This window comes from Telluria sp. ZB2R32 (assembly GCF_059685715.1).
In genome coordinates this window covers 12,363-36,596 of record NZ_JCASIG010000002.1, presented here as the reverse complement: position 1 = coordinate 36,596, position 24,234 = coordinate 12,363, and the positions used below count along the sequence as shown (strand labels likewise).

At 60.6% G+C, this 24,234-nt stretch carries 19 protein-coding genes and 1 pseudogene; 5 read left to right on the top strand and 15 right to left on the bottom strand.

Annotated features, from left to right (window positions below):
* Positions 1-14: 14 nt before the first annotated feature.
* Entirely contained in the window at positions 15-1,337 is a 1,323-nt protein-coding gene (locus AC56LG_RS05155) for an efflux RND transporter periplasmic adaptor subunit (RefSeq protein ID WP_497165054.1), read from the bottom strand.
* A gap of 257 nt (positions 1,338-1,594) precedes the next feature.
* Between AC56LG_RS05155 and AC56LG_RS05150 the strand changes: the two genes are divergently transcribed.
* Entirely contained in the window at positions 1,595-2,113 is a 519-nt protein-coding gene (locus tag AC56LG_RS05150) for a TetR family transcriptional regulator (protein ID WP_497165053.1), read from the top strand.
* 161 nt (positions 2,114-2,274) lie between these two features.
* Here the strand turns inward: AC56LG_RS05150 and AC56LG_RS05145 are convergent.
* The 7 genes and pseudogenes from AC56LG_RS05145 to AC56LG_RS05115 form a co-directional block, all read right to left on the bottom strand.
* Positions 2,275-2,637, bottom strand: a pseudogene (locus tag AC56LG_RS05145) (transaldolase family protein); the annotation flags it as partial.
* A gap of 66 nt (positions 2,638-2,703) precedes the next feature.
* Positions 2,704-3,156, bottom strand: coding sequence for a DUF2971 domain-containing protein (locus AC56LG_RS05140; RefSeq protein WP_497165052.1), 453 nt, complete (start codon positions 3,154-3,156; stop codon positions 2,704-2,706).
* Entirely contained in the window at positions 3,060-3,512 is a 453-nt protein-coding gene (locus tag AC56LG_RS05135) for a hypothetical protein (protein WP_497165843.1), read from the bottom strand. Before AC56LG_RS05135 ends, AC56LG_RS05140 begins: the two co-directional genes overlap by 97 nt.
* Before the next feature lie 30 nt (positions 3,513-3,542).
* Complete coding sequence (locus AC56LG_RS05130) at positions 3,543-4,280, bottom strand: hypothetical protein (protein WP_497165051.1); 738 nt, start codon at positions 4,278-4,280, stop codon at positions 3,543-3,545.
* A gap of 211 nt (positions 4,281-4,491) precedes the next feature.
* Entirely contained in the window at positions 4,492-6,279 is a 1,788-nt protein-coding gene (locus tag AC56LG_RS05125; protein ID WP_497165050.1) for an RNA-directed DNA polymerase, read from the bottom strand.
* Between the two features lie 525 nt (positions 6,280-6,804).
* Entirely contained in the window at positions 6,805-7,734 is a 930-nt protein-coding gene (gene tal / locus AC56LG_RS05120) for a transaldolase (RefSeq protein WP_497165049.1), read from the bottom strand.
* A 114-nt stretch (positions 7,735-7,848) separates the two neighbouring features.
* A complete protein-coding gene (locus AC56LG_RS05115; protein ID WP_497165048.1) occupies positions 7,849-8,346 on the bottom strand; it encodes a GAF domain-containing protein in 498 nt (165 codons plus the stop codon).
* Between the two features lie 285 nt (positions 8,347-8,631).
* Between AC56LG_RS05115 and AC56LG_RS05110 the strand changes: the two genes are divergently transcribed.
* Positions 8,632-10,266, top strand: coding sequence for a methyl-accepting chemotaxis protein (locus AC56LG_RS05110; RefSeq protein ID WP_497165047.1), 1,635 nt, complete (start codon positions 8,632-8,634; stop codon positions 10,264-10,266).
* A gap of 21 nt (positions 10,267-10,287) precedes the next feature.
* Here AC56LG_RS05110 and AC56LG_RS05105 read toward each other — a convergent pair whose 3' ends face one another.
* Complete coding sequence (locus AC56LG_RS05105; protein ID WP_497165046.1) at positions 10,288-12,591, bottom strand: choice-of-anchor I family protein; 2,304 nt, start codon at positions 12,589-12,591, stop codon at positions 10,288-10,290.
* A gap of 124 nt (positions 12,592-12,715) precedes the next feature.
* On the opposite strand from AC56LG_RS05105, the gene AC56LG_RS05100 reads away from it, so the two are divergent.
* Positions 12,716-13,144 (top strand): DUF7832 domain-containing protein, encoded by a 429-nt coding sequence (locus tag AC56LG_RS05100; protein WP_497165045.1) that lies wholly within the window; start codon positions 12,716-12,718, stop codon positions 13,142-13,144.
* 7 nt (positions 13,145-13,151) lie between these two features.
* On the opposite strand, the gene AC56LG_RS05095 is transcribed toward AC56LG_RS05100, so the two are convergent.
* Both AC56LG_RS05095 and AC56LG_RS05090 read right to left on the bottom strand, forming a co-directional pair.
* Positions 13,152-13,538 carry an ASCH domain-containing protein gene (locus AC56LG_RS05095; RefSeq protein WP_497165044.1) on the bottom strand — a complete coding sequence of 129 codons (387 nt, stop codon included), beginning with the start codon at positions 13,536-13,538 and terminating at the stop codon, positions 13,152-13,154.
* Positions 13,535-15,718, bottom strand: a complete 2,184-nt coding sequence (locus AC56LG_RS05090) for a hybrid sensor histidine kinase/response regulator (RefSeq protein ID WP_497165043.1) — start codon at positions 15,716-15,718, stop codon at positions 13,535-13,537. Before AC56LG_RS05090 ends, AC56LG_RS05095 begins: the two co-directional genes overlap by 4 nt.
* Positions 15,719-15,816: 98 nt before the next feature.
* Here AC56LG_RS05090 and AC56LG_RS05085 point away from each other — a divergent pair, with 98 nt between their 5' ends.
* Positions 15,817-16,563, top strand: coding sequence for an SDR family oxidoreductase (locus AC56LG_RS05085; RefSeq protein WP_497165042.1), 747 nt, complete (start codon positions 15,817-15,819; stop codon positions 16,561-16,563).
* Positions 16,564-16,769: 206 nt separating this feature from the next.
* Here the strand turns inward: AC56LG_RS05085 and AC56LG_RS05080 are convergent, their stop codons facing one another.
* The 4 genes from AC56LG_RS05080 to pgi form a co-directional block, all read right to left on the bottom strand.
* On the bottom strand, positions 16,770-17,624 hold the full coding sequence (locus AC56LG_RS05080; RefSeq protein WP_497165041.1) for an SIS domain-containing protein: 855 nt from the start codon (positions 17,622-17,624) through the stop codon (positions 16,770-16,772).
* A 4-nt stretch (positions 17,625-17,628) separates the two neighbouring features.
* Entirely contained in the window at positions 17,629-19,104 is a 1,476-nt protein-coding gene (zwf, locus tag AC56LG_RS05075; protein WP_497165040.1) for a glucose-6-phosphate dehydrogenase, read from the bottom strand.
* A gap of 289 nt (positions 19,105-19,393) precedes the next feature.
* The gene (locus tag AC56LG_RS05070; RefSeq protein WP_497165039.1) at positions 19,394-20,290 is read right to left on the bottom strand and encodes an SMP-30/gluconolactonase/LRE family protein; all 897 of its coding nucleotides are present in this window, start codon (positions 20,288-20,290) and stop codon (positions 19,394-19,396) included.
* Positions 20,291-20,313: 23 nt separating this feature from the next.
* A complete protein-coding gene (gene pgi, locus AC56LG_RS05065; protein WP_497165038.1) occupies positions 20,314-21,954 on the bottom strand; it encodes a glucose-6-phosphate isomerase in 1,641 nt (546 codons plus the stop codon).
* A 342-nt stretch (positions 21,955-22,296) separates the two neighbouring features.
* On the opposite strand from pgi, the gene edd reads away from it, so the two are divergent.
* Entirely contained in the window at positions 22,297-24,216 is a 1,920-nt protein-coding gene (gene edd, locus AC56LG_RS05060) for a phosphogluconate dehydratase (RefSeq protein ID WP_497165037.1), read from the top strand.
* Positions 24,217-24,234: the final 18 nt, after the last annotated feature.

Genomic DNA, 24,234 nt, shown 5'->3' with positions numbered 1-24,234 from the left:
TCTGTTACTGCGGCTTAGCGGCCGGTCGAGGCGGCGGCCGGCGCGGCGCCGGCGGTCGAACCCGATGGCGCCGAGGCAGGCAGCTGGCGGTTGGTCGCGGCGGCGGCCTGGCCGGCGTTGGCGGACGCGTTCTGCGGGCCGGCCGGAGCGGCGCCGGCTTGCGCGGTCGCCTGCCATGGCACTGCCTTGACCGCGGTACCCGGCGGCAGCATCTGCAGCTTCTGGAAGCCGTCGACCATCACGCGTTCGCCTTCCTTCAGGCCTTCGGTGACGACCCAGCTCGAACCCTGCTGCGACGCGATCTTGATGGTGCGCGGGGTCGGCTTGTTGTCCGGGCCGACGACCATCAGGGTGTCGCCCTGGGCGCCGCCGCGGGTGACGGCCTGCTGCGGCACGACGATCCCGTTCGGCACTTCGGCCTGGGCCAGGCGCACGCGCACGTACTGGCCCGGCAGCAGGGCGTTGTCCGGGTTCGGCACGGTGGCGCGCAGCGTGACCTGGGCGGTGCCCGGATCGACGGTGACGTCCGAGAACAGCAGCTTGCCGCGGGTCGGCAGTTCGGTGCCGTCGTCGAGGATCACGGTGACGGAAGCATCTTTCGCAGCGTTGCCGTTCGCGCCGGCCTGCTTGCGCAGGCGCTGCACTTCGGACGCCGACTGGGTGATGTTCAGGTACATCGAATTGGTCTGCTGGATGACGGCCAGTTCGGTGCCCTCGGTGGCCGAGACCAGCGCGCCTTCGGTGACCAGCGCGCGGCCGATGCGGCCCGAGATCGGCGCGTTGACGCTGGCGTAGCCGGCGTTGATCTGGGAGATGCGCACCTGGGCGCGCGAGGCGGCGACGGCGGCTTCGGCCTGCTTCTGGGCGGCGACGGCGTTGGTGTATTCCTGCTTGCTGATCGCATTCGCTTCGACCAGCGGCTTGTAGCGCTCGGCCTGGGCCGCGGCCTGGGTCAGCGTCGCCTGGGCGCGGCCGAGGTCGGCCTGGGCGGCGGCCAGCTGCGCCTGGTAGGGAGCCGGATCGATCTGGTACAGCGACTGGCCTTCCTTGACCTCGCTGCCCTCGGTGAACAGGCGTTTCAGGACGACGCCGTTGACGCGCGCGCGTACCTGCGCCACGCGCACCGGTTCGGCGCGGGCCGGCAGTTCGGTCTGGAGGGCGACCTGTTCGAATTTGGTGGTGACGACGCCGACTTCGGGCGCCGGCATCTGGCCGCCGGCGCCGGGGCCGGCCTGGGCGGCGTCTTTCTTGCCGCAGGCCGAGAGCAGGGTCACGGCCATCAGCGTGCAGGCAGCGATTCGCGTGAGCGACAGGGGTGAGGAGTGGGCAGAGCGCATTAACGTGCTTCCTTCTGGATTTTTGGAAAAGATGCAACCGCCCTCAGGTACCTCTCGGTCCTGTGCACGGTTACATCACTGGCTTTGTCGAAATTTTATATATACTATCATGGGTGTATGTTTAACGTGCAGGACCCACTCAAAACTGGAGAAGAGACATGGCCCGCAGGACAAAAGAAGAAGCAGCGGCCACACGCGACAGCATCTTGGATGCTGCGGAGAAATTGTTTGTTGAACAAGGTGTCTCGAGAACGACCTTGCAGCATATCGCAACCGAAGCCGGCGTGACGCGCGGTGCGATCTATTGGCATTTTGACGACAAAGGCGCACTGTTCAACGCGATGATGGAGCGGGTGACGCTGCCGTTCGAGTGCGCATTGAGCTCGCTCGGCAAGTCGGACGCGACGACGGTGCTATCCGACGTACGCCAGTTCTTCGTCGAGATTTTCCGTGTGACCGAGACCAACCCGCAGGCGCGCCGCGTGCTCGAGATCGCGTCGCTGAAGGTGGAATTCGTCAGCGAAATGGAGGCCGTGCGCGTGCGCCGCCGCCAGAGCAAGTGCGAACTGACGGAACAGGTGGTCGAGCGCCTGACGCTGGCCCAGGCCGCCGGGCTCATCAAGCCGGACGTCGAACCGCAGCTGCTGGCGGCGGGCCTGTGGGCGCTGATGGATGGGCTGATCCGCAACTGGATGTTCGAACCGACGGCGTTCAGCCTGATCGACCTGGGCGACAAGATGATCGGGACGATGCTCGAGGGGATTCGGGCGCGCTAACTCGACGCTGGCGTTTTGCGCGGGCATGCCCGCCCTACAAACACAACGTAGGGCGGGCATGCCCGCCAATACGGCGCTTGCACATGGCACACGTGTAACCTGGCCCGAAAAACAAACGCCGGCATCACGCCGGCGTCGTTCTTTCAATGCGTATTAACGCATCAACGCATCTCTTCAATCATCTTCTTGAGCTTCTTCGAATCCGCCACGAACGCGCGAATCCCTTCCGCCAGCTTCTCGGTCCCCATCGCATCTTCATTGAGCATGAAGCGGAACGATTTCTCGTCGACCGCGATCTTCTCGACCGCCGCATCGGCTTCCTGCGTCAGCTTGCGCTCGACCGGCGCGTCGCTGTCGGCCAGCTGTTGCAGCAGGTCCGGCGAAATGGTCAGCAGGTCGCAGCCGGCCAGTTCCAGGATCTGCGAGGTATTGCGGAAGCTCGCGCCCATGACTTCGGTGTTGTAGCCGAAGGTGCGGTAGTACTGGTAAATGCGCTTGACCGACTGCACGCCCGGATCGTCGGCGTATCATATTCAAGGAGGATTGGTTTTCTTAATATGCGTTTACATAAGGCGTCACAAAGAAAAACCTTAATCCAACAATTCGAATTTTTTAGCTTCTACATACGAGACATAATTAAATTCGTTGAATTCTACGCGAAATTTAGAAGTGCTTCTCATTCCCTGAAAAAGTCGGACACTTTCGTTTTGTCCTTTTAAAATCAAGCAAACGATTTCGAGTGATTTCTTGTCAATATCTGGCCCAAAATAAACCGCCGTTAAAGCTTGTGTAGGGTAGATGTACTCGGTTCCCGCCACTTGATGTATAGCTCTCCATTCCGACTCATAAGACCACGATTTTGACTTTGTACAATAGAGGTCACGTATATGGTCAAAGGTCCCCGCTTCTAAAAGGATTTCCGCAACATCGAGTTGAGGTAAAGTTTCTACATATTGTACTTGTTTGACTTTTTCAAACGGCGGGAGTTGAGTGTTAAATTCGAGGCATATCCCGCGGTATTTCCCGCCATAGTGTGACCACATGAGTAAATCGTCGTTTTTTCGGAAAAGCAAGCGACTCCTCGATTTTTTAAAAAATTATCGATGTTAGAAGTAAGAGCACTTATTGCTGCTCGAGTAAAATTGTCCTTTAATTTTTCGATTGAGCTAGCCGTAAGCTCTCTCCGCGCTGCAGCAGTTAAATTTTTAGATTTCAGATATAGTCCACGCAGTTCTTCAACCGCCTCGTCATTTAAATCTTTAAAATTTGGCGTTAGCGCACAGTCATACGGATCGTTAAAGGCTAAAGGGGAGCCAAAATAGATAACTTGACCTTTAAGGTTTAGTAAGGTTTGAAGCGTAACTGCTTCATATTTGTAAAGTCGTAACGGAACAATCATTGGCGTTATCTCAATATACTTTTTATGGCCTTAATCATTTTGAATTGGCATGCTTGATGTTATTGTAGACGGTTTCTGATACATGGAAGCGAATGGAATAGATACAAGTCGAACATACAGTGATAACTTGCTGATTGCTGATTCATAGTGATAAAGGATAGCTTTAGCATCTGACAGATCGTCTAGCTCATCCTCGCTAATATGAACTAACTTATTTCTAATTTCCCGCAGTCCGTCAAATTCTTGTAATAGATCCTTGGGTAAGGTTCCCGATAAGCTTTGGAAAATTCGATTGAGCGGCATCACCTTCGCCCGCTCGATGTCCAGGCCTTGTGCAAAATTTCTAATGGCTTGCTCGAATGCAACGCCTGCCTGAAGCAGTGCGGCGAGGGTATATCCTTGACTTAAAATTTCTTTGGCTTGTACTATTAAGTAGCCTGCTGAAGTAAAAATTGGTTCATTTTGCCAGTCTGAATTTGGTGCAGTAGTACTACCAAGTTGGCGCACCAAGTCCTCAAGCGAACTGAGTTTTTCGCTCACACCTTTAAATGACTCTTTGTCTTCAGTATGCTTTTCTACACGCTTATATTGTCCATAAAAGTACATTAGGAAAAAAATAATTGCAAAAAAAGATCCTATTCCTTCTGATATTTCCTTAGGCACATCCCATGGGGAGAAAAATTCTAATAAGACTATTGTAAGAGCGATTAGAGCAGGGATTCCAAAACTCTTAAAAACGGCAGCTAAGATATTCTTTTTAGTTTTCATGAGGCGATGGAATGAAATTAAATAATTTTAAGATAGTTGTATTATTATTATTATTATTGGTTGAAAACGTCGAGCCTTTAGGGGTAAGCGGAATTTCTTCTCACAAACCTAATTTTCGTTTGGTTTTTGCGGTCACACCGGAGGATAGTCCCTAGTCACAATGGCTTGGTGAGCATTATGGAAATTTTGGCATTTCAGTCTATCAATGTCTCTACCAAGGGAAATCGTCATCAACCTCATTTTTCGTCGAAAGCATCCAGTCCATTTCATCCTTTTCATTAGATCCTTTTAAGGTTTGCGCGTCGTCCTCATCGTCATCTTCATCGTGATCCTCTCGAATCCGACGGCCAAGATAGTCTCTGTTTAAGTCGACGAAATCGAAATATTCGTAAAGATCATCATCGCTGTCAAGGAGTGAGGCGACTCGATCTGGGCTCGTTATTCCCTTATCGGTTTCCTTTAGTTTGAAAATCGGAGTTGGTGCAGCATTAGGATCAAAAAACTTTACTCCAGCCTTAAGCATCTCTTTAAAATACTTATCTTGAGACACTATTGCAATGGAGTTGGGGAGCCAATTCTGTACGGCACCTTCATACATCAGTAACCATTGCGATTTGTAAAGTGAATCAGAATTAACATGATCCGGAAGCTTTGCTTTTGCTAACTGCTTTTTCAAAAGCTTACGACGCTCAAGCTCAAGACATATGCAGAGGCACACCGAGCTTTTCATTTGTTCGAGTGCCTGAACAGCTTTTTTTTCGATGTTTATATCAAGTCTAAGTGCTAGCCACAGAAGCCATGCTACTTCGCTATGCTTTTCGAGAGGGGCATGTTGTTGTAAAAGTGAAGAGGTCACCTTTTGCCAGTTTTTAGTTGGAAATGCGCCCGGACGTAAATACCTTTTGTAAGTATCTACAATCGTAACGCATTCAGGGATTGTGTTAGGAAACGCATCCATGCATCTCATTAAGTATGCGGCGAAGACCTCCCAGTTTGCTGATTTCACGATCTCTGTTTCCACTCTCCGAAGCGCATATTGCATCACGTTCTCGTCGTCGAATCTTTCAGCTAAGGAAAAGGATAAATCGAAAAAGCGGTGTAAATCACGCCGTTGTGATGCCCTATTCTGCGAAAATTCAAAAGAGTCAAATTTATGAACCCAGGATTCAATTGGCGAATGTGATACCCTTAAAATCTTTGTTTTTTGTGTATTGGGTTTTAATTCAAAAACCGCTAATGCTTCAAAGAGAACAGCTAGAGCACGTGACGCTTCCACTTCGGTGTCAAAATATAGACAGAAGTCGTCAACATGCCGGTAACCAGCAGGCCACTTCCCTAATTTTTCATGCAATATCTGATCGATCCCAACTCCGATCAACTCCGAGATCACATGTGATGTATCCGGCCCAATCGGGATGCCGATGGTCTGATTTTGCTGGGTGTAACGGCATAACTCGTCTAATCGATTTCCCAAAAGTGATTTATTGTTTCGAACCGATTTCTTTTTTGCCGTTTCTTTCCCTTCAACAGCCCAGGCTATAGCATGAGTGTAAATACTAGGAAAAAACTGAGATATGTCGCTTATAAGAACGAAACGTGCACCAGCAGCGCGGAGCAAACGTTCCTCTTGTAATTTCTTTATAGGGGTTATCTCGATTGCACGCCCAAGGCTTTTTGATAGCTTTGGCGTGCTAAGGGAAATTCTACTTTTCCTTAGCTTTTTTGAGATTTGTAGCCACTCGTCCGCAATATATCGAGAGAGATAAAACTGAGCAACTGGATTCGAAATCGCAATTGGACGTCGATTGTGTCCTACGCGCGCGACAGAATACCGTTCGTATGCGCTCTCTTCGGTGCATCGTTCAGGCTTAATTAGATCCCATTTTGACGCAAGAATATGTATTTTCGACCCAAAGGAATGAGAAGTAAAACAAGGCGGAATTTGGGCGGCAAAAAAACCCTCGCTAATAAAATGTTCAAGTCTTTTTTTATTATTCAAGATAGGCTTTCATTGAAATAATTAAGCGCTAGGGAAATTCGTATTGCTTGCCGATCAAGATCTCTATGTATGAAGTCTAGCGAAACAATATTATAAACTGACAACAGGACTTAAATCTCTCCATTTATATCAATAAGAGATAAAAATCGAGAATAATATCGCGAGAAAAATCGACAACTATTGATATAGTAAACGATGATACTTCAGGCATATATTGATAGCGACTGGCTATTGGTAATTAATGTTATTGACTAAAATTAGTTATGGTAACTCCAATTTCCATGTAAATCAATGTCGCAGCGCTGCCATAGAGTTTTTATCGAGGTTCCGGTAAATTGAATATTTTGCTTCGGCAGTCAAATCTAAGTAGAGCCATAAGTTATGGATGTGCACATATGTGCACGTTCATGTGCGACAGCTCGAACATCGCCATTTGCTATCATGGAAAACAAAACGCCGGCATCACGCCGGCGTTCGTATCCATTGTTTATTCCGCACGCAACCACCGCGCACCGGATAATCCTATCAACGCATCTCTTCGATCATCTTCTTGAGCTTCTTCGAATCCGCCACGAACGCGCGAATTCCTTCCGCCAGCTTCTCGGTTCCCATCGCATCTTCATTGAGCATGAAGCGGAACGATTTCTCGTCGACCGCGATCTTCTCGACCGCCGCATCGGCTTCCTGCGTCAGCTTGCGCTCGACCGGCGCGTCGCTGTCGGCCAGCTGTTGCAGCAGGTCCGGCGAAATGGTCAGCAGGTCGCAGCCGGCCAGTTCCAGGATCTGCGAGGTATTGCGGAAGCTCGCGCCCATGACTTCGGTGTTGTAGCCGAAGGTGCGGTAGTACTGGTAAATGCGCTTGACCGACTGCACGCCCGGATCGTCGGCGCCGGTGTACTCGGTGCCGGTCGACTTCTTGTACCAGTCGTAGATACGGCCGACGAAAGGCGAAATCAGCTTGACGCCCGCTTCGGCGCAGGCCACCGCCTGGCACAGCGAGAACAGCAGGGTCAGGTTGCAGTGGATACCGTCCTTTTCCAGGATCTCGGCGGCGCGGATGCCTTCCCAGGTCGAAGCGATCTTGATCAGCACGCGCTCGCGCGACACGCCGGCCGCTTCGTACAGGGCGATCAGTTCGCGGCCCTTGGCGACGGTCGCTTCGGTATCGAACGACAGCGCCGCATCGATCTCGGTCGACACGCGGCCCGGCACGAACTTCAGGATCTCGACGCCGAACGCGATCAGCAGGCGGTCGACGATCTCCTCGGTCGAGCCGCCATTCGATTCGGCCACCGCTTTTTGCAGCAGCGGCAGGTAGTCCGGCTTCTGCACGGCTTTCAGGATCAGCGACGGATTCGTGGTCGCATCCTGCGGCGCATAGGCCTTGATGGACTGGAAATCGCCGGTATCGGCAACGACGGTCGTAAATTGCTTCAGCTGTTCAAGTTGGTTCATATAATTTGCCTAAATTTTAATATTGCCAAACATTCTTTGCATCGTAGGGTGGGCACTTGTGCCCACGCGGTACGGCGCTTGATTTGCGACTACGTGAAACCGCGCAGCGCCAAATCAGCAATCCGTCGCATTAACAAACGCCTGCACCATCGCTTCCAATCCAACCCGGTCTTCCTCGGTAAAGCGCTCCAGCACCGGGCTGTCGATGTCGAACACGCCCACCAGCTTGCCATCCTTGATCACCGGCAGCACGATCTCGGCATTCGAGGCCGAATCGCAGGCGATATGTCCCGGAAACGCATGCACGTCCGGCACCACGATGGTCTTGCGCTCGACCGCGGTAGTTCCGCAGACGCCGCGCCCGAACGGAATGCGCGCGCAGGCCGGCTTGCCCTGGAACGGCCCGACCAGCAGGTCCTGGCCTTCGCCCTTCCTGGAAGGCACGGTGAAATAAAAGCCGGCCCAGTTCAGGTCGGCAAGCGTGTCGTACACGAGTGCGGAAAACTGCGCCGCGTTCGCGGTCAGGTCGCGTTCGCCTTCCAACACGCTGACCACCTGGCGTACCAGCAGGTCGTAATCGGGGCGGGTGCTGCGTTCTGGATTGATGTGCATGAGGGCTCGGAAGCTAGGCGAAAAGCGCTATTTTACAGCCAGCACGACAGATCCATGCACGCATGCGGATCATTGTGCATTCGACCACGGTGCCTATAAAACTGTTATCAAACCGTTGTGGATCAGCCACCGTTACTTATATGTTTCATATGGTAAATACGGTTTAACGTAACTAACTTACCGGTCAGGAATTGTAGGGGTTATCTTACGGAAACTTTCTGCTATGTGTAACCTCGACAGGTCGGCATATAGGCCAGGCTTATCCATAACCAGTTGAATATACTCATGAAATTAGCGAACCTCAAGATCGGTACCCGTCTCAGCGGCGCTTTTGCCATCCTTCTTCTTCTGATCGGCATCATGCTGTTCAGCGCCTTGTGGCAGCTCCATCGCATCGATGAAGCCAAGGCGGAGATGGCGCAGGCGAATCACAAAGCTAAACTTGCCGCCGCATGGCGGGAAGGAATCGCAACCAACAGTGTACGCACACTGGCCAAGGCAAAAAGCACAGACCCGGCCGATGAGCAGGCGCTCGATAACGAAATGAAGATCGTTAGCTTGCAAGTGAGTAAGGTGCAGGAGGAACTGGAAAGCCTGGTATCGAGCGCACAAGGAAAGGCGAACCTGCAGGCAGTCATCGCGCAGCGCAAGGTGTACAGCGACGTGCGTGCGGAGCTATTCAAGCGCAAGGCCGAACAGGGTATAAGCGACGAGTTCAAGGTTGCGGTGGCCCAGAAGATGGTGCCGGAATTAAAGAAATACCTCGCTTTGGTGGACGAGGTCGCGATTTATCAGGACTCGTTGTTCCAAGCGGCAAATAAACGTATTGATAATGTCTACGCCAGTTCGCGCACATTATTGCTCGCACTCGGCCTGGCCGCCCTGGCCTGCGGGATCGTGCTGGGGCTGATGCTCACGCGGAGCATCACCCGCCCACTGGCACGCGCAGTGACCCTGGCGCAGCAGGTTGCTTCCGGCGATCTGTCCACCAATATTCAAGTTGCGTCGCACGACGAGGTCGGCATGCTGCTCTCCGCGCTGAAAGACATGAATGCAAGCCTGCTGAAGACCGTTTCCGAAGTGCGTTCCGGTACCGATACGATTGTCACGGCGTCCCAGCAAATTGCTGCCGGCAACCTGGACTTGTCGGCCCGCACGGAACAGCAAGCCAGTTCACTGGAAGAAACCGCTTCGTCGATGGAAGAGCTGACCAGTACCGTACGTCAGAATGCCGACAATGCACGCCAGGCAAATATGCTGGCGCAGAGCGCGTCGGGGATGGCGACGCGTGGCGGCAAAGTGGTCTCGCAGGTGGTCGAGACGATGGCGTCGATTAATGAATCGTCAAAGAAAATTGCCGACATCATCGCGGTGATCGATGGTATCGCTTTCCAGACCAACATCCTCGCGCTCAATGCCGCGGTAGAAGCAGCACGCGCCGGCGAGCAGGGGCGCGGCTTCGCCGTCGTCGCGTCGGAGGTACGCAACCTGGCGCAGCGTTCGGCGGCCGCAGCCAAGGAGATCCGGGGCCTGATCACCGATTCCGTCGGCAAAGTGGAAACCGGCGGGCAGCTCGTCGGGGAGGCTGGCGCCACGATGCAGGAGATCGTGCAGGGCATTTCCCGCGTGACCGATATCATGTCCGAGATCGCTGGCGCGAGCGCCGAGCAGACCCTGGGCATCGAGCAGATCAATGCGGCGATCACGCAGATGGACGACGTAACGCAGCAGAATGCCGCACTGGTCGAGGAGGCCGCGGCTGCGGCAACCTCGCTCGAGGACCAGGCGGCGAGCCTGGCCCGGCTGGTGAGTACCTTCACGCTCGACAGCGGCGCTCCTGCTCATGGCAGCGGACCGACGCGTTCGCTCGTTGCATCCAGACGCGCACCAGTGCCGGCACGACAGCTGGCACTGGGCTGACAAGGCAGTACGCCTCGATGGTCAGTTCAGCCCGATCTCGAACATCGCGGTCGTCCCGCTGATCTCGTTCGCCACGATCAGCATCGGTTTGCCGTTCGGCGACTTGGACGCCGGGAGTACGACCATGCCTTCCGGACCGCGGTCGCCGCCGTTGACGATGCCGTTGTCGCCATTTGTGTTCTTGATTACGGTGCCGCTACCTTTGCGGGTGTTGATGTAGGTGACGTACTTGGGCGCCGCGGCCGTCGTCACGTCGTACACCATCACGCCGCCGACCCGTTCCAGCCCGATGAAGGCGAAGGTCTTGCGGCCGAAGCGCTGCACCACCACGCTTTCCGGTTCCGGACCCTTGTTCGGGCTGCGCGCGTCGAGCGCGTCGGCTTCGTCGTGGCCGGTGTTGAACGGGAAGTCGAAGCCGGGCGTGCCCGCCAGCTGCGCCGTGGTGCGCTCGAAGGCGTCGCCCGAATCGTGGACGCGCGCGCCGGTGGCGGCGTTCCAGATCGAGAACGAACGACCGCCGAAGGCAACCAGCTCGGTGCACTGGCCGGCGCTGTTCTTGCCGGTGCTGCCGCCGTTCGGCGTGGTGGTGATGCGCAGGCGGCCCAGGTTCGAATCGCGCGTCAGGTTGGCGATGTCGCCAGTGAAGCTGGTCGGGTCCAGGCCCAGGGTGCCGCAATAGTCGCGCACCCGGGTTTCTTCGTTAAAGCCCGGCCAGTCGGCGCGGGCGTCGCCTTCGTTGGCCGTCACCAGGTAAGTCACGCCACCGACCGTGTAGTTGGCGATCCCGTCCGGCAGGTACATGCCCTTCACCGGCGCCGGTGCGATTTTCACCAGGGGTGTGCCGCTGTTGGTATTCGTGCCGCCATCCTCGTTGCTGACGTCCATGCCGAAGCCGGCCAGGCTGTGGTCCTTGTAGCCGAGCGGGTGGATGGCGCTGACGCTGGCGCCGGCGATGTCGACCACGGCGATCGCATTGTTTTCCTGCAGGGTGACGTAGGCGGTCTTGTTGTCGAGGCTGACCGTGACGTATTCCGGTTCCAGGTCTTGCGCCACGCTGGCGCCCGGACCGTAGATGCGCACGCCGCTCGCGCGCAGGCTGTCGGCCTGGCCGTTAAAGGCGGTGAAGGTGGCCTTGCGTTCGACCGGCTTGCGGATGTCGGCGACGTCGATGATGCTGACCGAACCTTCCGGATCGACCGAATCGCTCAATCCATAGCTGTTCGGTTCTCCTTCGTTGGCGACGATCACATGGCTGCCATTGGGCGTAAAGGTGAGCATGTCGGGCAGGGCGCCGACCTGCACTTGCGAGAGCGTCGCCAGGTCCGCCGCGTTCACGAACACTACGCTGCCGTTCGCCGTTTTCGGATTGGCCTGGATCGCCAGCGCCACGATGCCGTTGCGCACCGCCACGCTGTTCACGCCGCCAAGATTGGCGCCAAAGGATTCGGTGCGCAGCGTGCCCACCTGCACCGGGTTGCGCGGATCGGCGATGTTCCACACCTCCACCGTGCCGGTGCCGGAACCGTTTACCACGAACAGGCGCCTGGTCAGTGCATCATAGGCCGGGATCTCGTGGGTGTCGACCAGCTTGCCGTCGACCACGTCGCCGCCGAAGCCGCCGATACGGGCCAGGGTCAGGGTCGTCGGTGTTCCTTCGATCACGGGCAGCTTGGCGGCTGCCTGCGCCAGCGCGTCGGCAAATGTGCTGTCGTTGTCGGCGAGGGCGGTTTGCAGCTTGACCAGCAACTGGTCGAAGGGATTGTCGGTGCGCGCCGCAAACACGGTCGTCACCGGGTCGAAGCCGCTTGGCAGCGCGACGCTGGCGGGCAACTGGCTGGCGAGGCGGCTGGTAGCGCCGGCGGCCGCGGCGGCGTCGATGCTGCGCAGGCCGGACGGGTCGGCTTTCAGGCGCGCATACCAGGCGGCCGGTTCCTGGCCGGTCAGTACGGCGGTCTGCAGGCTGGTGAGCGTGGTGACGTTGGCCACGCCCTTGGCGACGGCCACCGCATGCAGGCGCCCGGTGTTCTCGGCGCCGCTGCTGCTGCCGACGCGCCCGCCGCTGACTTCGATCGCGCACGGCAGGGCCAGTTCGGCGGAGGTGGGAACCGCCCAGGAGCCATCGGCTTCGGTCTTGACGGCGGCCGGCGTGCCGGCGGCGCACTGCAAGGCGACGCTGGCGCCGACCAGTGGCGCGCCGACGGCAACGACGCCATGCAGCGCCAGCCCCTGCGCCCCGTCGCTGCTACCGCCGCCGCAACCCTGCAACATCAACATCGTCGCCACCGCCGCTGTAATCGATCCCTTGTGTCCGCTGAATACCTGCATCGATGATCTCCTTGAAAGACGTGCATTCTAGGAAAGGCAGATGACAAGTTGATGACCATTGCGACAAGAACAACAAACCCGTTACACTGGGCAATACTACAAACAGCCTGCAACCGGAGAAGACATGAAATACGATGACGCGTCCTGGCATTACGGCGGACAGTTTCCCAAGGACCTGAAGAACGCGGCCGGCGCCACGCACATCGCCATGTTCAGCGCCTGGTGCCTCCTGCATGGCCTGGGCGGCGCCCTCCATGCCGAGGATTGCGCGGACGACTTCGAACGCCTGCGCGCACGCCAGGTCACGCCGGGAGAGTGGTTCATCAACACCTGCGACGCCAAGTTCACCGACGAAGACTTGAACGCCGAGGGCAATGCGTTCGCCGCTTTCTATTACGCGCCCGAGCAGTCGCCGTATCCGGTCGATTACGAAAACGCCGTGGCCCAGGGTCTCGACTCGATCTATCACGTGCCGGATACCTGGGACACGTACGATCTGCTGGCGCCGGTGATCGAGCAACGCTACAGCGCGTGGAAGCAGGCGCAGGGCTGAAATCTCGTCAGGCTGCCACGTCGACCAGCTCGAAATGCAGCGTCACGAACTCGAACCCGTCGTGCAGGTCCAGGTGCGGCAGGCAGCGCACGTGCACGTCGCGAAATTCCTGGGCACTGGTAAACGTCTCGCCGCGCCAGACGTCTTCCGGAATGTCGCCGAAGGTAATCACGCGCACCTCGCGCGCGCGGATCGTGCAGCGCAGGCGGCCCTTCAGGTCGTGCACGTCGATCAGGTCGCCGGCCACGTAGCCGCCGTCGCCCAGTTCTCCGTAACCCTTGTAGTAATCCTCGACCGTGTCGGCGGTGACGGTCTTGTGCCCGGCGATCACGTCGCGCACCAAGCTGTCGTCGTCCTCGTTCGCACCCCAGAAGGTCAGTTTTTTCCGCTTCATGGTGTGGTCGTTTCCGTATCGGCGACCGCCCGCTCGAGGTCATCCAGCGAAGCCGGCTTGGTCAGATGTAAATCGAAACCGGCCCCGCCGGCGCGTTCGACGTCGGCCTTCTGGCCATAGCCGGTCAGCGCCACCAGCCGCGCCGTCGTGCCCATTCTCCGGATCGCGGCGGCCAGTGCATAGCCGTCCATGTCGGGCAGGCCGATGTCGAGGATGGCGACCGCGGGCCGATAGCCTTCGAGCAGGGCCAGCGCATCGGCGCCGCTGTGGGCGATGCGTACTTCGTGCCCGAACTGTTCCAGTACCAGCGCCGTCATGGTGGCGGCATCGACGTTGTCGTCGACGACCAGCACCTGCTTGCCGCCGGTCCGCGCAGGCGCCGCGGCCTGGGGCAGCGGCGCCTGGGCGGCGGCCAGCGGCAGTTCGACCACGAAACTGCTGCCGGTGCCCGGTCCGTCGCTCCGGGCCGACACGCGTCCATGGTGCAGTTCGACGATCTTGCGCACGATCGCCAGGCCCAGGCCGAGGCCGCCCGTGATGCGCGCAGCCTGTTGCGGCGCCTGGTAGAACGGGTCGAACACGCGCGCCAGCAGTTCGCGGTCCATGCCGATGCCCTTGTCGGCCACTTCCAGCCGCACCGTGTGCGTGTCGGCGCTCAGGGTGACGCCGATGGCGCCGTCGCCGAAGCGCTCGGCATTCGACAGCAGGTTGTTGAGCACCTGGGCCAGCCGGCTCTCGTCGCCCTCGACCCAGGCCGTGGCCGGCGCCGCCAGCGTGATCGCCGTGCCGGGACGGCTGGCCACCGTATGGCGCACGACCTCGGCGAAGTCCAGCGGACGCAGCTCGAGCTGCATCTTGCCCGAGGTGATGCGCGCCACGTCGAGCAGGTCATCCACCAGGCGTTTTAAATGATTCACCTGGCGCCGCATGATGGTGCGCTCGCGCAGGCTGCTGTCGTCGGCACGCAGGTCCATCAGGTCGAGCGAGGCGACGATCGGGCTCAGGGGATTGCGCAGCTCGTGGCCGAGCACGGCCAGGAATTCGTCTTTTACGACGCTGGCCTCGCGGCTGGTTTTCAGAGCTTCTTCGAGCGACGCCAGCAACAGCGAACGTTCCTGCTCGTAGGTGGCCTGCTGCGTGGCCGCCGCTTCCAGCGCCCGGCCCATCTGGTCCAGTTCGCGGATACGCGAGGGCATGACCTCGACCGGCTTGCCGGCGCCCAGCGCCGCCGCGCCCTGCTGCAGGGTGGCGAAGCTTTTCGCGATACGCAGCGACAGCAGCGAGGCCAGGCCGACGCAGGCCAGCAGCGAGGCGGCCAGGCCCCAGCCATACAGGGTGATGCCCTTGAGCGAAGCGGGACCGATGCCAGGCTTGGGCACGCCCACCGCCACCGTCCAGCCATGGCGCGATACTTTGGTAAAGGCGCTGGTGATGTTGTCGCCTTCGAAGTTGACGCTGGCGCCGACGCCCTCGGGCGACTCGCCGCGCATGAGTTGCTGCAGCGCCGGGCCGGTCGGGCGGGCGACTCGCCTGTCATGGTCCTTCGAACGCGCCACGATCGAACCGGCGGCATCGATGACGGCAATCACCGAATCGGGCGGCACGCCCTGGCGCTTGACGACGCCCAGGATGCGGTCGGGCTTGATGACGGCGGTAAGCGCGTACAGGCGCCCGGCTTCGTCGCGGATCGGCACGCGCACCGGAAAGGCGACCTTGCCGCGCTGGCCGCGCGACACATGACCGACCAGCGGCCGTTGCACGGCCAGCAGCTGGCGCAGGCTTTCCGGATCGGTGATGCGGCCGGCCGGTTCGCCGAACGGCGTGGTGGTGCGAAACAGGATCTTGCCGGCGGCGTCGGTGAGGATGATCGCCAGCCATTCGGGCTGGCCCTGTACCTGGCTGCGCGCGATGTCGTAGAAGGTGCGCACGTCGCCGGCGCCGATGGCCGGCGAGCGCGCCAGGCTGGCGAGGGTGGCGATCGCCCCGTCGAGCTCCGCGTCGACCGCGCTCGACAGCGCCCGCGCCAGGTCGAGCATGGCGCGCTCCTGTTCGCGCTGCTGGTGCTGGCTGGCCGTATGGACCGACCACAGCCCCAGCAAGGCCAGGGGCAGCAGGCCGATCCCGCTGAGCAGGATGAGCAATCGCCGCAGCGAGAGGGTAAAACCGATGGGCGACCGCATGGCGTGGCTTTTTGGTAAAAAAGCATTATATGTTGAAACGTTGAACATGGACCGGCTATGCTTGCCCGGTCATCCTTCTTCACCGCAGCGAACCGATCATGAAAAAAAACATCCTCATCACCGGCGGCGGACGCGGCATCGGCGCCGCCTGCGCGCTGCTGGCAGCCGCACAGGGTTACCGGGTCTGCATCAATTACCGCAGCGACGCCGCCGCCGCCGCACAGGTCGTGCATGCGATCGAGGAGGCGGGTGGCGCAGCGCTGGCGCTGCGGGCCGACGTCGCTGTCGAGGCCGAGGTCGAACGCCTGTTTGCCGAAGTCGACGCGCGCTGCGGCCGGCTCGATGCCCTGGTCAACAATGCCGGCGTGCTGGCGCGGCAAATGCGCGTGGCGCAGATGGATGCGCCGCGCATCCGGCGCATCATGGACACCAATGTGGTCGGCCCCTTCCTGTGCGCGCGCGAAGCGGTGCGGCGCATGTCGACGGCGCACGGCGGCAGCGGCGGCGCCATCGTCAACGTGTCGTCGCGCGCGGCCGTGCTGGGTTCGCCGCACGAATACGTCGACTACGCGGCCTCGAAGGCGGCGCTCGATGCGCTGACGATCGGGCTGTCGAAAGAGGTGGCGGGCGAGGGCATCCGCGTCAACGGCGTGCGTCCGGGGCTGATCCACACGACGATGCATGCCGACGGCGGCGAGCCGGGGCGGGTGGAGCGGCTGCAGTCGTCGGTGCCGATGGGGCGCGGCGGCGAACCGGAGGAAGTGGCGCGCGCCGTGCTGTGGCTGCTGTCGGAAGCGGCGTCCTATACTACCGGCAGCTTCATCGAAGTCTCCGGCGGGCGTTGAACGCGTGGGCGGCGCATGCGCTGCGTCGGGGCACACTGCCGGGTGGAGCCGCCCACCCTACGTCCTGCTGCAAAGGCTACATACATATGCGCAGGGACGTAGGGTGGGCGGCTATACCCTGCAGTATGGTCGTTCGCGGTGGCGAGGCCGCCCACGCGTCCAACCATCGCCGGAAACCTCGTCCCGCCAAGCAGGGGAAGAGTCGCTCAGCCAATAAACGAATCGAACTGCATATCGAATTCCTCCAGCGCCTTCTGCGCATTCTGCATCTTCTTGCGGAACTCCGGCCCGCGCTGCAAGGCGAGACCGACGGCCAGCACGTCGATCACGACCAGGTAGGCAAGGCGCGCCGAGATCGGGGTGTAGGGGTCGATGTTGAAGACCAGGTCGATCGGAATCAGCACACTGGCCATGTCCGCCAGCGGGGTGCCCGACGGCGCCAGCACGATCACGTCGGCGCCGCCGCGGCGCGCGAGCTTGGCCGAGCGCACCAGGGTCGGGTTGTTGCCGCGCTGCGAGATCGCCACCACCGCGTCGCCTTCGCGCAGCAGGGCGGCGGCGATCGAGTGGATCGCCGGGTCGGCATAGGCGACCGTCGGCACGCCCGAGCGGAAGAACTTGTGCTGGGCGTCGGCGGCGACGATGCCCGAGGTGCCCTGGCCGTAGAACTCGATTTTATTGGCCCGCGACAGGATGTCGAGCGCCTTTTGCACCGACTCGGCATTGAGGTTGTTGCGCAGGTCGAGCAGGGTGTTGATCGAGCGGCTGCAGATTTTATTGACCAGGTCCGCCGCCAGGTCGTCCTGGGCCGGCTGCTCGTTCGCGGCGGGCAGCGCCAGCGCCAGGCCCTGCGCCAGTTTCAGCTTGAATTCGTGCCAGCCGTCGTAGCCGAGCGTGCGGCAAAAGCGCACGACGGTCGGTTCCGATACTTGCGCGTTCTTCGCCAGCGCCGTGATGTTCTGGCTGACCGTGGCATTCGGGGCTTCCAGCACCGCCAGCGCGACCTTGCGCTCCGACTTCGAGAGCGAGTCGAGCTGGGTGCGGATCGAGTCGAGCAGCATCCGGTTAATCCTCAGGCAAGGCTTCTTCGCGCCACTGCAGGCCGTCGCGCCCGATCAGCGCCGACGAGGCGGCCGGGCCCCAGGTGCCGGAGGCGTAGGGTACCGGCGCGGTGTCGTCCTGCTCCCAATGGTCGAGGATCGGTTCGACCCATTCCCAGGCCGCTTCCAGTTCGTCGCCGCGCATGAACAGCGTCAGCTGGCCGCGCAGCACGTCGAGCAGCAGCCGTTCGTAGGCTTCCATGCGCGGCGCCTTGAACTGTTCACGGAAATCGAGTTCGAGTTCGGCCTGCTTCAGGCGCATGGAGTCGCCCGGCGTCTTCGCCATCAGGTTCAGCGACAAGCCTTCGTCGGGCTGCAGGCGGATCACCAGGCTGTTGGGCTGGAAGCTCGACGTCGGTTGATTAAAGATCGAATGCGGGATCTGCTTGAAGCGCACCACGATCTCGGCCAGGCGGTCGGCCATGCGCTTGCCGGTGCGCAGATAGAACGGCACGCCGGCCCAGCGCCAGGTGTCGATCTCGGCCTTCATGGCGACAAAGGTTTCGGTCTTCGACTGCTTCGGCGCGTCCGGTTCTTCGCGGTAGCTCGGCACGGCCTGGCCGTCGACGAAACCGGCGCGGTACTGGCCGCGCACGATGTTCTGGCTGAGCGTGGTCGGCGTAAAACGCTTCAGCGAGCGCAGCACCTGCAGCTTGGCGTCGCGCACCGCGTCCGGCGCGATCGAGGTCGGCGGCTCCATGGCGACGATGCACAGCAGTTGCAGCAGGTGGTTCTGCAGCATGTCGCGCAAGGCGCCCGAATTGTCGTAGTAGCCGAGGCGGTTGCCGACGCCGATCTTTTCGGCGATGGTAATCTGCACGTCGGAGATCCACTCGCGCCGCCACAGCGGTTCGAACAGCACGTTCCCGAAGCGCAGCGCCAGCAGGTTCTGCACGGTCTCCTTGCCGAGGTAGTGGTCGATGCGGTAGATCTGGGACTCGGCGAACACCTTGCCCACGTCGGCATTGATCTGCTTGGCCGAATCGAGGTCGCGCCCGAGCGGCTTTTCCAGCACCACGCGCGAGGCCGGCGTGGCCAGGCCGGTGGCTTTCAGGTTGTCGCAGATGCGGGCGAACAGGTGCGGTGGCGTGGCCAGGTAATACACGCGCGTGATCGCCTCATCCTCGCGCAAGACCTCGACCAGCGGGGCGAAGGTATCGACGTTGGTGGCGTCCAGCGCCACGTAGGTGATGCGCTCGCGGAAGCGCTGCCAGCGGCTTTCCTCGACGCTGTCCTGGTCCTTGATGTGCTGCTTCGAATGCGTGTCGACGAAGTCCAGGAATGCGTCCTGCGCGCTCTCGTCGCGGCCGACGCAGATGATGCGCGCCGTGGCGGGAAGGTCGCTGCAAACGTCGCGCGCATACATCGCGGGCAGGAGTTTACGCATCGCAAGGTCGCCGCTGCCGCCAAAGAGGACGAGGTCGAAATCGGAAAGGGCCATGGTTCGGAGTCGCAAATGGAGAGAGTTGCTGATTGTGTAAATTTACTACACGAATATGCGGTTGGCAAGAAACTCTACTACGTGGGTGGGAATGGGCGGGTTTGATGGTGCCACAAGCGAGAGGGAGAGACCGTTCGGGTCAGCGCCATGCCGGGCTGCTTGCCAGAGGGACGTAGGGTGGGCGCCCTGTGCCCACGCGTAAAGCCAGCACCCGGGTGGCAGGGTTTTTCATAAAACGAAGCCAACACAATGCGACGTTTACGCGTGGGCACGGGGCGCCCACCCTACATCAACGCCGATACTCCGGCTGCACCAGCCCCGCCACGTCGACCTTGATGCACAACACCTTGCCGCTCAATGGATACCGCGTCAGCTCCTCAGCCGAGCGCCCATGGCTGGCGCTGGTAACGTATAAGGTGCGCAGGTCGCTGCCACCGAACACCACCGCCGTCGGACAGCGCAGCGGCAGTTGCACTTCGCGCAGCAGTTCGCCCGTGGGCGACAGTTTCAGCAGGCGGCCGCCTTCGAACATCGCGATCCAGTAATTGCCGTCGGCGTCGACCGCGGCGCCGTCCGGACGGCCGCCATAGTCGGCCGAGGTCTTGTCGCTCGGGAAGGTGACCAGGTTGCGGCCGTTGGCGACCGTGCCGCCAGTGGCGTCGAAATCGTAGCGGTCGATACGGTGGCTGGTGGTATCGGCGTGGAACATGGTGGCGCCGTCCGGGGTCCAGGCCAGGCCGTTCGAGTTGGTCATGCCGCCCGACCAGGCCAGACGCAGTTTGTCGCGCTCGAGCACGTACATTTCGGCGGCCGGCTTGTCGCGCGGCTCGTACATGGTGCCGACCCAGAAGCGTCCCTGCGGATCGACGCGGCCGTCGTTGAAGCGGGTGATCGCCGTGTCGTAGGGGGCGGGGCAGATGTCGGTGATTTCGCCGCTGGTCGTGTTCAGGCGGATGAAGCCCTTGCGGGTTGCCACGACCAGGTTGTTGTTGCCGTCGGCGGCAATCGCCGACGGTTCCGACCCCATCTTCCAGCTGGTGAACTTGCCGCTGGCCGGGTGCACGCGGTTGACGGTCAGGCCGTTGATGTCGACCCAGTACAGGGCCGACTCCACGTCGTGCCAGAGCGGGCACTCGCCGACCAGCATCGGATCGTTGTGGACGACATCGAATTTCAGCGTTTTCATATCGCTACCTGCATGGTTCATCGTCATACGGCGGCCCTGGCGCGCGCGATCAGGCCGTTGGTGGAGCTGTCGTGCGCTTCCGGACGCGGTTCGCCTTTCAGCTCCGCCTCGACCTGCTTGGCCAGCACCTTGCCCAGTTCGACGCCCCACTGGTCGAAGCTGTTCAGGTCCCACAGCACGCCCTGCACGAAAGTCTTGTGTTCGTAGAGCGCGATCAGGGCGCCCAGCGTGGCCGGCGTCAGGTATTCCATCAGGATCGTGTTGCTCGGCCGGTTGCCGGGGAAGGTTTTATGCGGCGCCAGGCGTTCGATCTCGCTCAGCGACAGGCCCTGGCCCTGGAGGTCTTGCCGCACTTCGTCGATCGTCTTGCCCTTCATGAAGGCTTCGGACTGGGCGAAGCAGTTCGCCAGCAGGGCGGTGTGGTGGTTCTGCAGCTCATGCGCCGGACGCAGCGCGGCGATGAAATCGATCGGCGTTACGTCGGTGCCCTGGTGCAGCAGCTGGAAATAGGCGTGCTGGCCATTGGTACCCGGCTCGCCCCAGATGGCGGGGCAGGTCGGGGTGTCGACGGGCTCGCCGTCGCGCGTCACGCGCTTGCCGTTGCTCTCCATGTCGAGCTGCTGCAGGTAGGCCGGGAAGCGGTTCAGGTCCTGGTGGTAGGGCGCGATCGAGACCGAGGTGCAGCCGAGGAACTGGCGGTTCCAGAAGCCGATCAGTCCCAGGAGCATCGGCATGTTTTCTTCCACCGGCGCGGTCCGGAAATGCTGGTCCATGGCGTGGGCGCCGGCCAGGAAGTCCGAGAAGTAGCCGAAGCCGACGGCCAGCGCCACCGGCAAGCCGATCGCTGACCACACCGAATAGCGCCCGCCGACCCAGTCCCAGAACGGGAACATGTTGGCCGGATCGATGCCGAAGGTTTTGATGGCTTCCACGTTGGTCGACACCGCGACGAAGTGTTTTGCCAACGCCTCTTCCTGTGCATGGGCCAGGAACCACATGCGCGCGGTCTGCGCGTTCATCATGGTCTCGGCCGTGGTGAACGTTTTCGAGGCGACGATGAACAGGGTGGTTTCCGGGTTCAGCGTTTCCAGCGCCGCGTCCATGTCGTGGCCGTCCACGTTCGAGACGAAGTGCATGCTCAGGCTCGGGTGGCTGTACTGGCGCAGCGCCAGGCAAACCATTTTCGGGCCCAGGTCGGAGCCGCCGATGCCGATGTTGACGATGTCGCTGATCGGTTTGCCGGTATGGCCGCGCCAGTCGCCGCTGCGCACCGCATCGGTGAAGGTCTTGACGCGGGCCAGCACGGCATGCACGTCGGCCGGGACGTCCTGGCCGTCGACGACGAGCGCCGCGTCGCGCGGGGCGCGCAGGGCGGTGTGCAGGACGGCGCGCTGTTCGGTGTTATTGATCTTCTCGCCGGCGAACATGGCGTCGCGCCGGCTTTCCACGCCGCGCTCGCGCGCCAGCGCTGCGAGCAGTTCAAGCGTGCGCCCGTCAAGACGGTTTTTTGAATAGTCTAGAAACAGGCCGGCGGCCTCGATCGACATGCGCGCGAAGCGCTGCGGATCGGCTCCAAACAGGTGCCGCATCTCCCAGTCTTCCGCCTCGACGGCATGGGTTTCGAGGGCCTGGAAGCTGGGTGTGCTGGTGAGTGGCGTGGTCATAAAATAATGAAATAAGCTTGTGCGATGTCGTTTTAATCAGGTTATCGAATCATACAGGGAATAGCACGTAAATTCACTACACGATGAGGCGTGCGCAGTACCCAGGTCCGGGCGAAACGCTGTCGCTGATCCACTGGTGATCCGCGTGGGCTCGAGAGCCCACCCTACGGTGCACAGCAGTCAGCAGTATTGTTTTGGATCTTGATAGGGGCGCATCGTAGGGTGGACTCCCGAGTCCACGCGTTACGCACGGCACCGGGTCGAAAAACCAAACCCCCACCCACCCCCCCCCCATTCCCATTTCGTAGTAAAATTTCAGAATCCAATTTCGAAGGAACGATCATGGCGCTGCACCCCGTAGTTGAACAGGTAACGAACCGGATCATCGAGCGCAGCCGCGTCTCGCGCGCGGCCTACCTCGCGCACCTCGAGGCGGCACGCATCCAGGGTGTGCAGCGCGGCGCGCTGTCGTGCACCAACCTGGCCCACGGTTTCGCCGCCTTCCCCCAGAACGACAAACTCAAGCTGCGCGAACAGAAGAAGCCGTCGGTGGCGATCGTCTCGTCGTACAACGACATGCTCTCCGCGCACCAGCCCTTCGAGTACTTCCCGAAAGTGATCAAGGACGCCGTGCGCGACATCGGCGCCGTGGCCCAGTTCGCGGGCGGCGTGCCGGCCATGTGCGACGGCGTGACGCAAGGCCAGCCGGGCATGGAGCTCTCCTTGTTCTCGCGCGACACCATCGCCATGGCGACCGCCGTCGCGCTCTCGCACAACATGTTCGACGCCGCGCTCTACCTCGGCATCTGCGACAAGATCGTGCCGGGCCTCCTGATCGGCGCGCTCCACTTCGGCCATATCCCGGCCGTGTTCGTGCCCGGCGGCCCGATGACGTCCGGCCTGTCGAACAAGGAAAAGGCGCGCGTGCGCCAGCTCTACGCGCAAGGTAAAGCCACGCGCGAGGAACTGCTCGAATGCGAATCGGCGTCGTATCACGGCGCCGGCACCTGCACCTTCTACGGCACCGCCAACAGCAACCAGATGCTGATGGAGATGATGGGCCTGCACCTGCCGGGCGCCGCCTTCATCACGCCGGGCACGCCGCTGCGCGACGCACTCACGCGCGCCTCCTCGCAGCAGGCGGTGGCGATCTCCCAGCAGGGTGGCAACTACCTGCCGGTCGGACATATCGTCAACGAGAAAAGCATCGTCAACGCCATCGCCGCACTGCATGCGACCGGCGGCTCGACCAACCACACGCTGCACCTGGTAGCCATTGCGCGCGCCGCCGGCATCGTCATCGACTGGAACGACTTCGACGAACTGTCGAAAGTCGTGCCGCTGCTGACCCGCATCTACCCCAACGGCGACGCCGACATCAACCACTTCCAGGCCGCCGGCGGCCCCGGCTTCGTCATCCGCGAACTGCTGGATGCGGGCCTGGCGCACGAAGACGTCAACACCATCCTCGGCCACGGCTTGCGCAAGCACTGCAAGGAGCCGTTCCTGGACGACGCCGGCAATGCCGTGTTCCGCGACGTGCCGGCGCAATCCGGCGACGAATCGGTGCTGCGCCCGCACACCAATCCGTTCAGCAGCAACGGCGGCATGGTGCTGGTCAAGGGGAACCTCGGCCGCGCGGTGATGAAAGTCTCGGCCGTCAAGATCGAGCACCAGACCGTGGAAGCGCCTGCACTGACCTTCAATTCGCAGGAAGACTTTATGCACGCCTACAAAGCGGGCCACCTGAACCGCGACTTCGTGGCCGTGATCCGCTTCCAGGGCCCGCGCGCCAACGGCATGCCGGAACTGCATGCGCTGACCCCGGCGCTGTCGAACCTGCAGGATGCCGGCCACCGCGTGGCGATGGTGACCGACGGCCGCATGTCGGGCGCATCCGGCAAGGTGCCGGCGGCGATTCACGTCTCGCCGGAGATCCTGGCCGGCGGTCCGCTCGGCCGCGTGCGCGACGGCGACATCATCCGCGTCTGCGCCGCCACCGGCACCCTGGAGGCCCTGGTACCGGCCGAAGTCTGGGAAGCGCGCAAGCAGGTCACGGCCGACATCTCGTCGAGCCACATCGGCATGGGCCGCGAACTGTTCTCGATGTTCCGCAACTCCAGCAGCGCGGCGGAAGAGGGCGCCGCCACCTTCCCGCTGCCCTCGCCACGCCACACCACCACGCCGCTGCATGAAGGCGCCGACAGCGGCGAAATCATGCCCGGCTCCGACGAAGACTTCCTGTTCAGGACTCAGAAATAATATGACTATGACTACGAC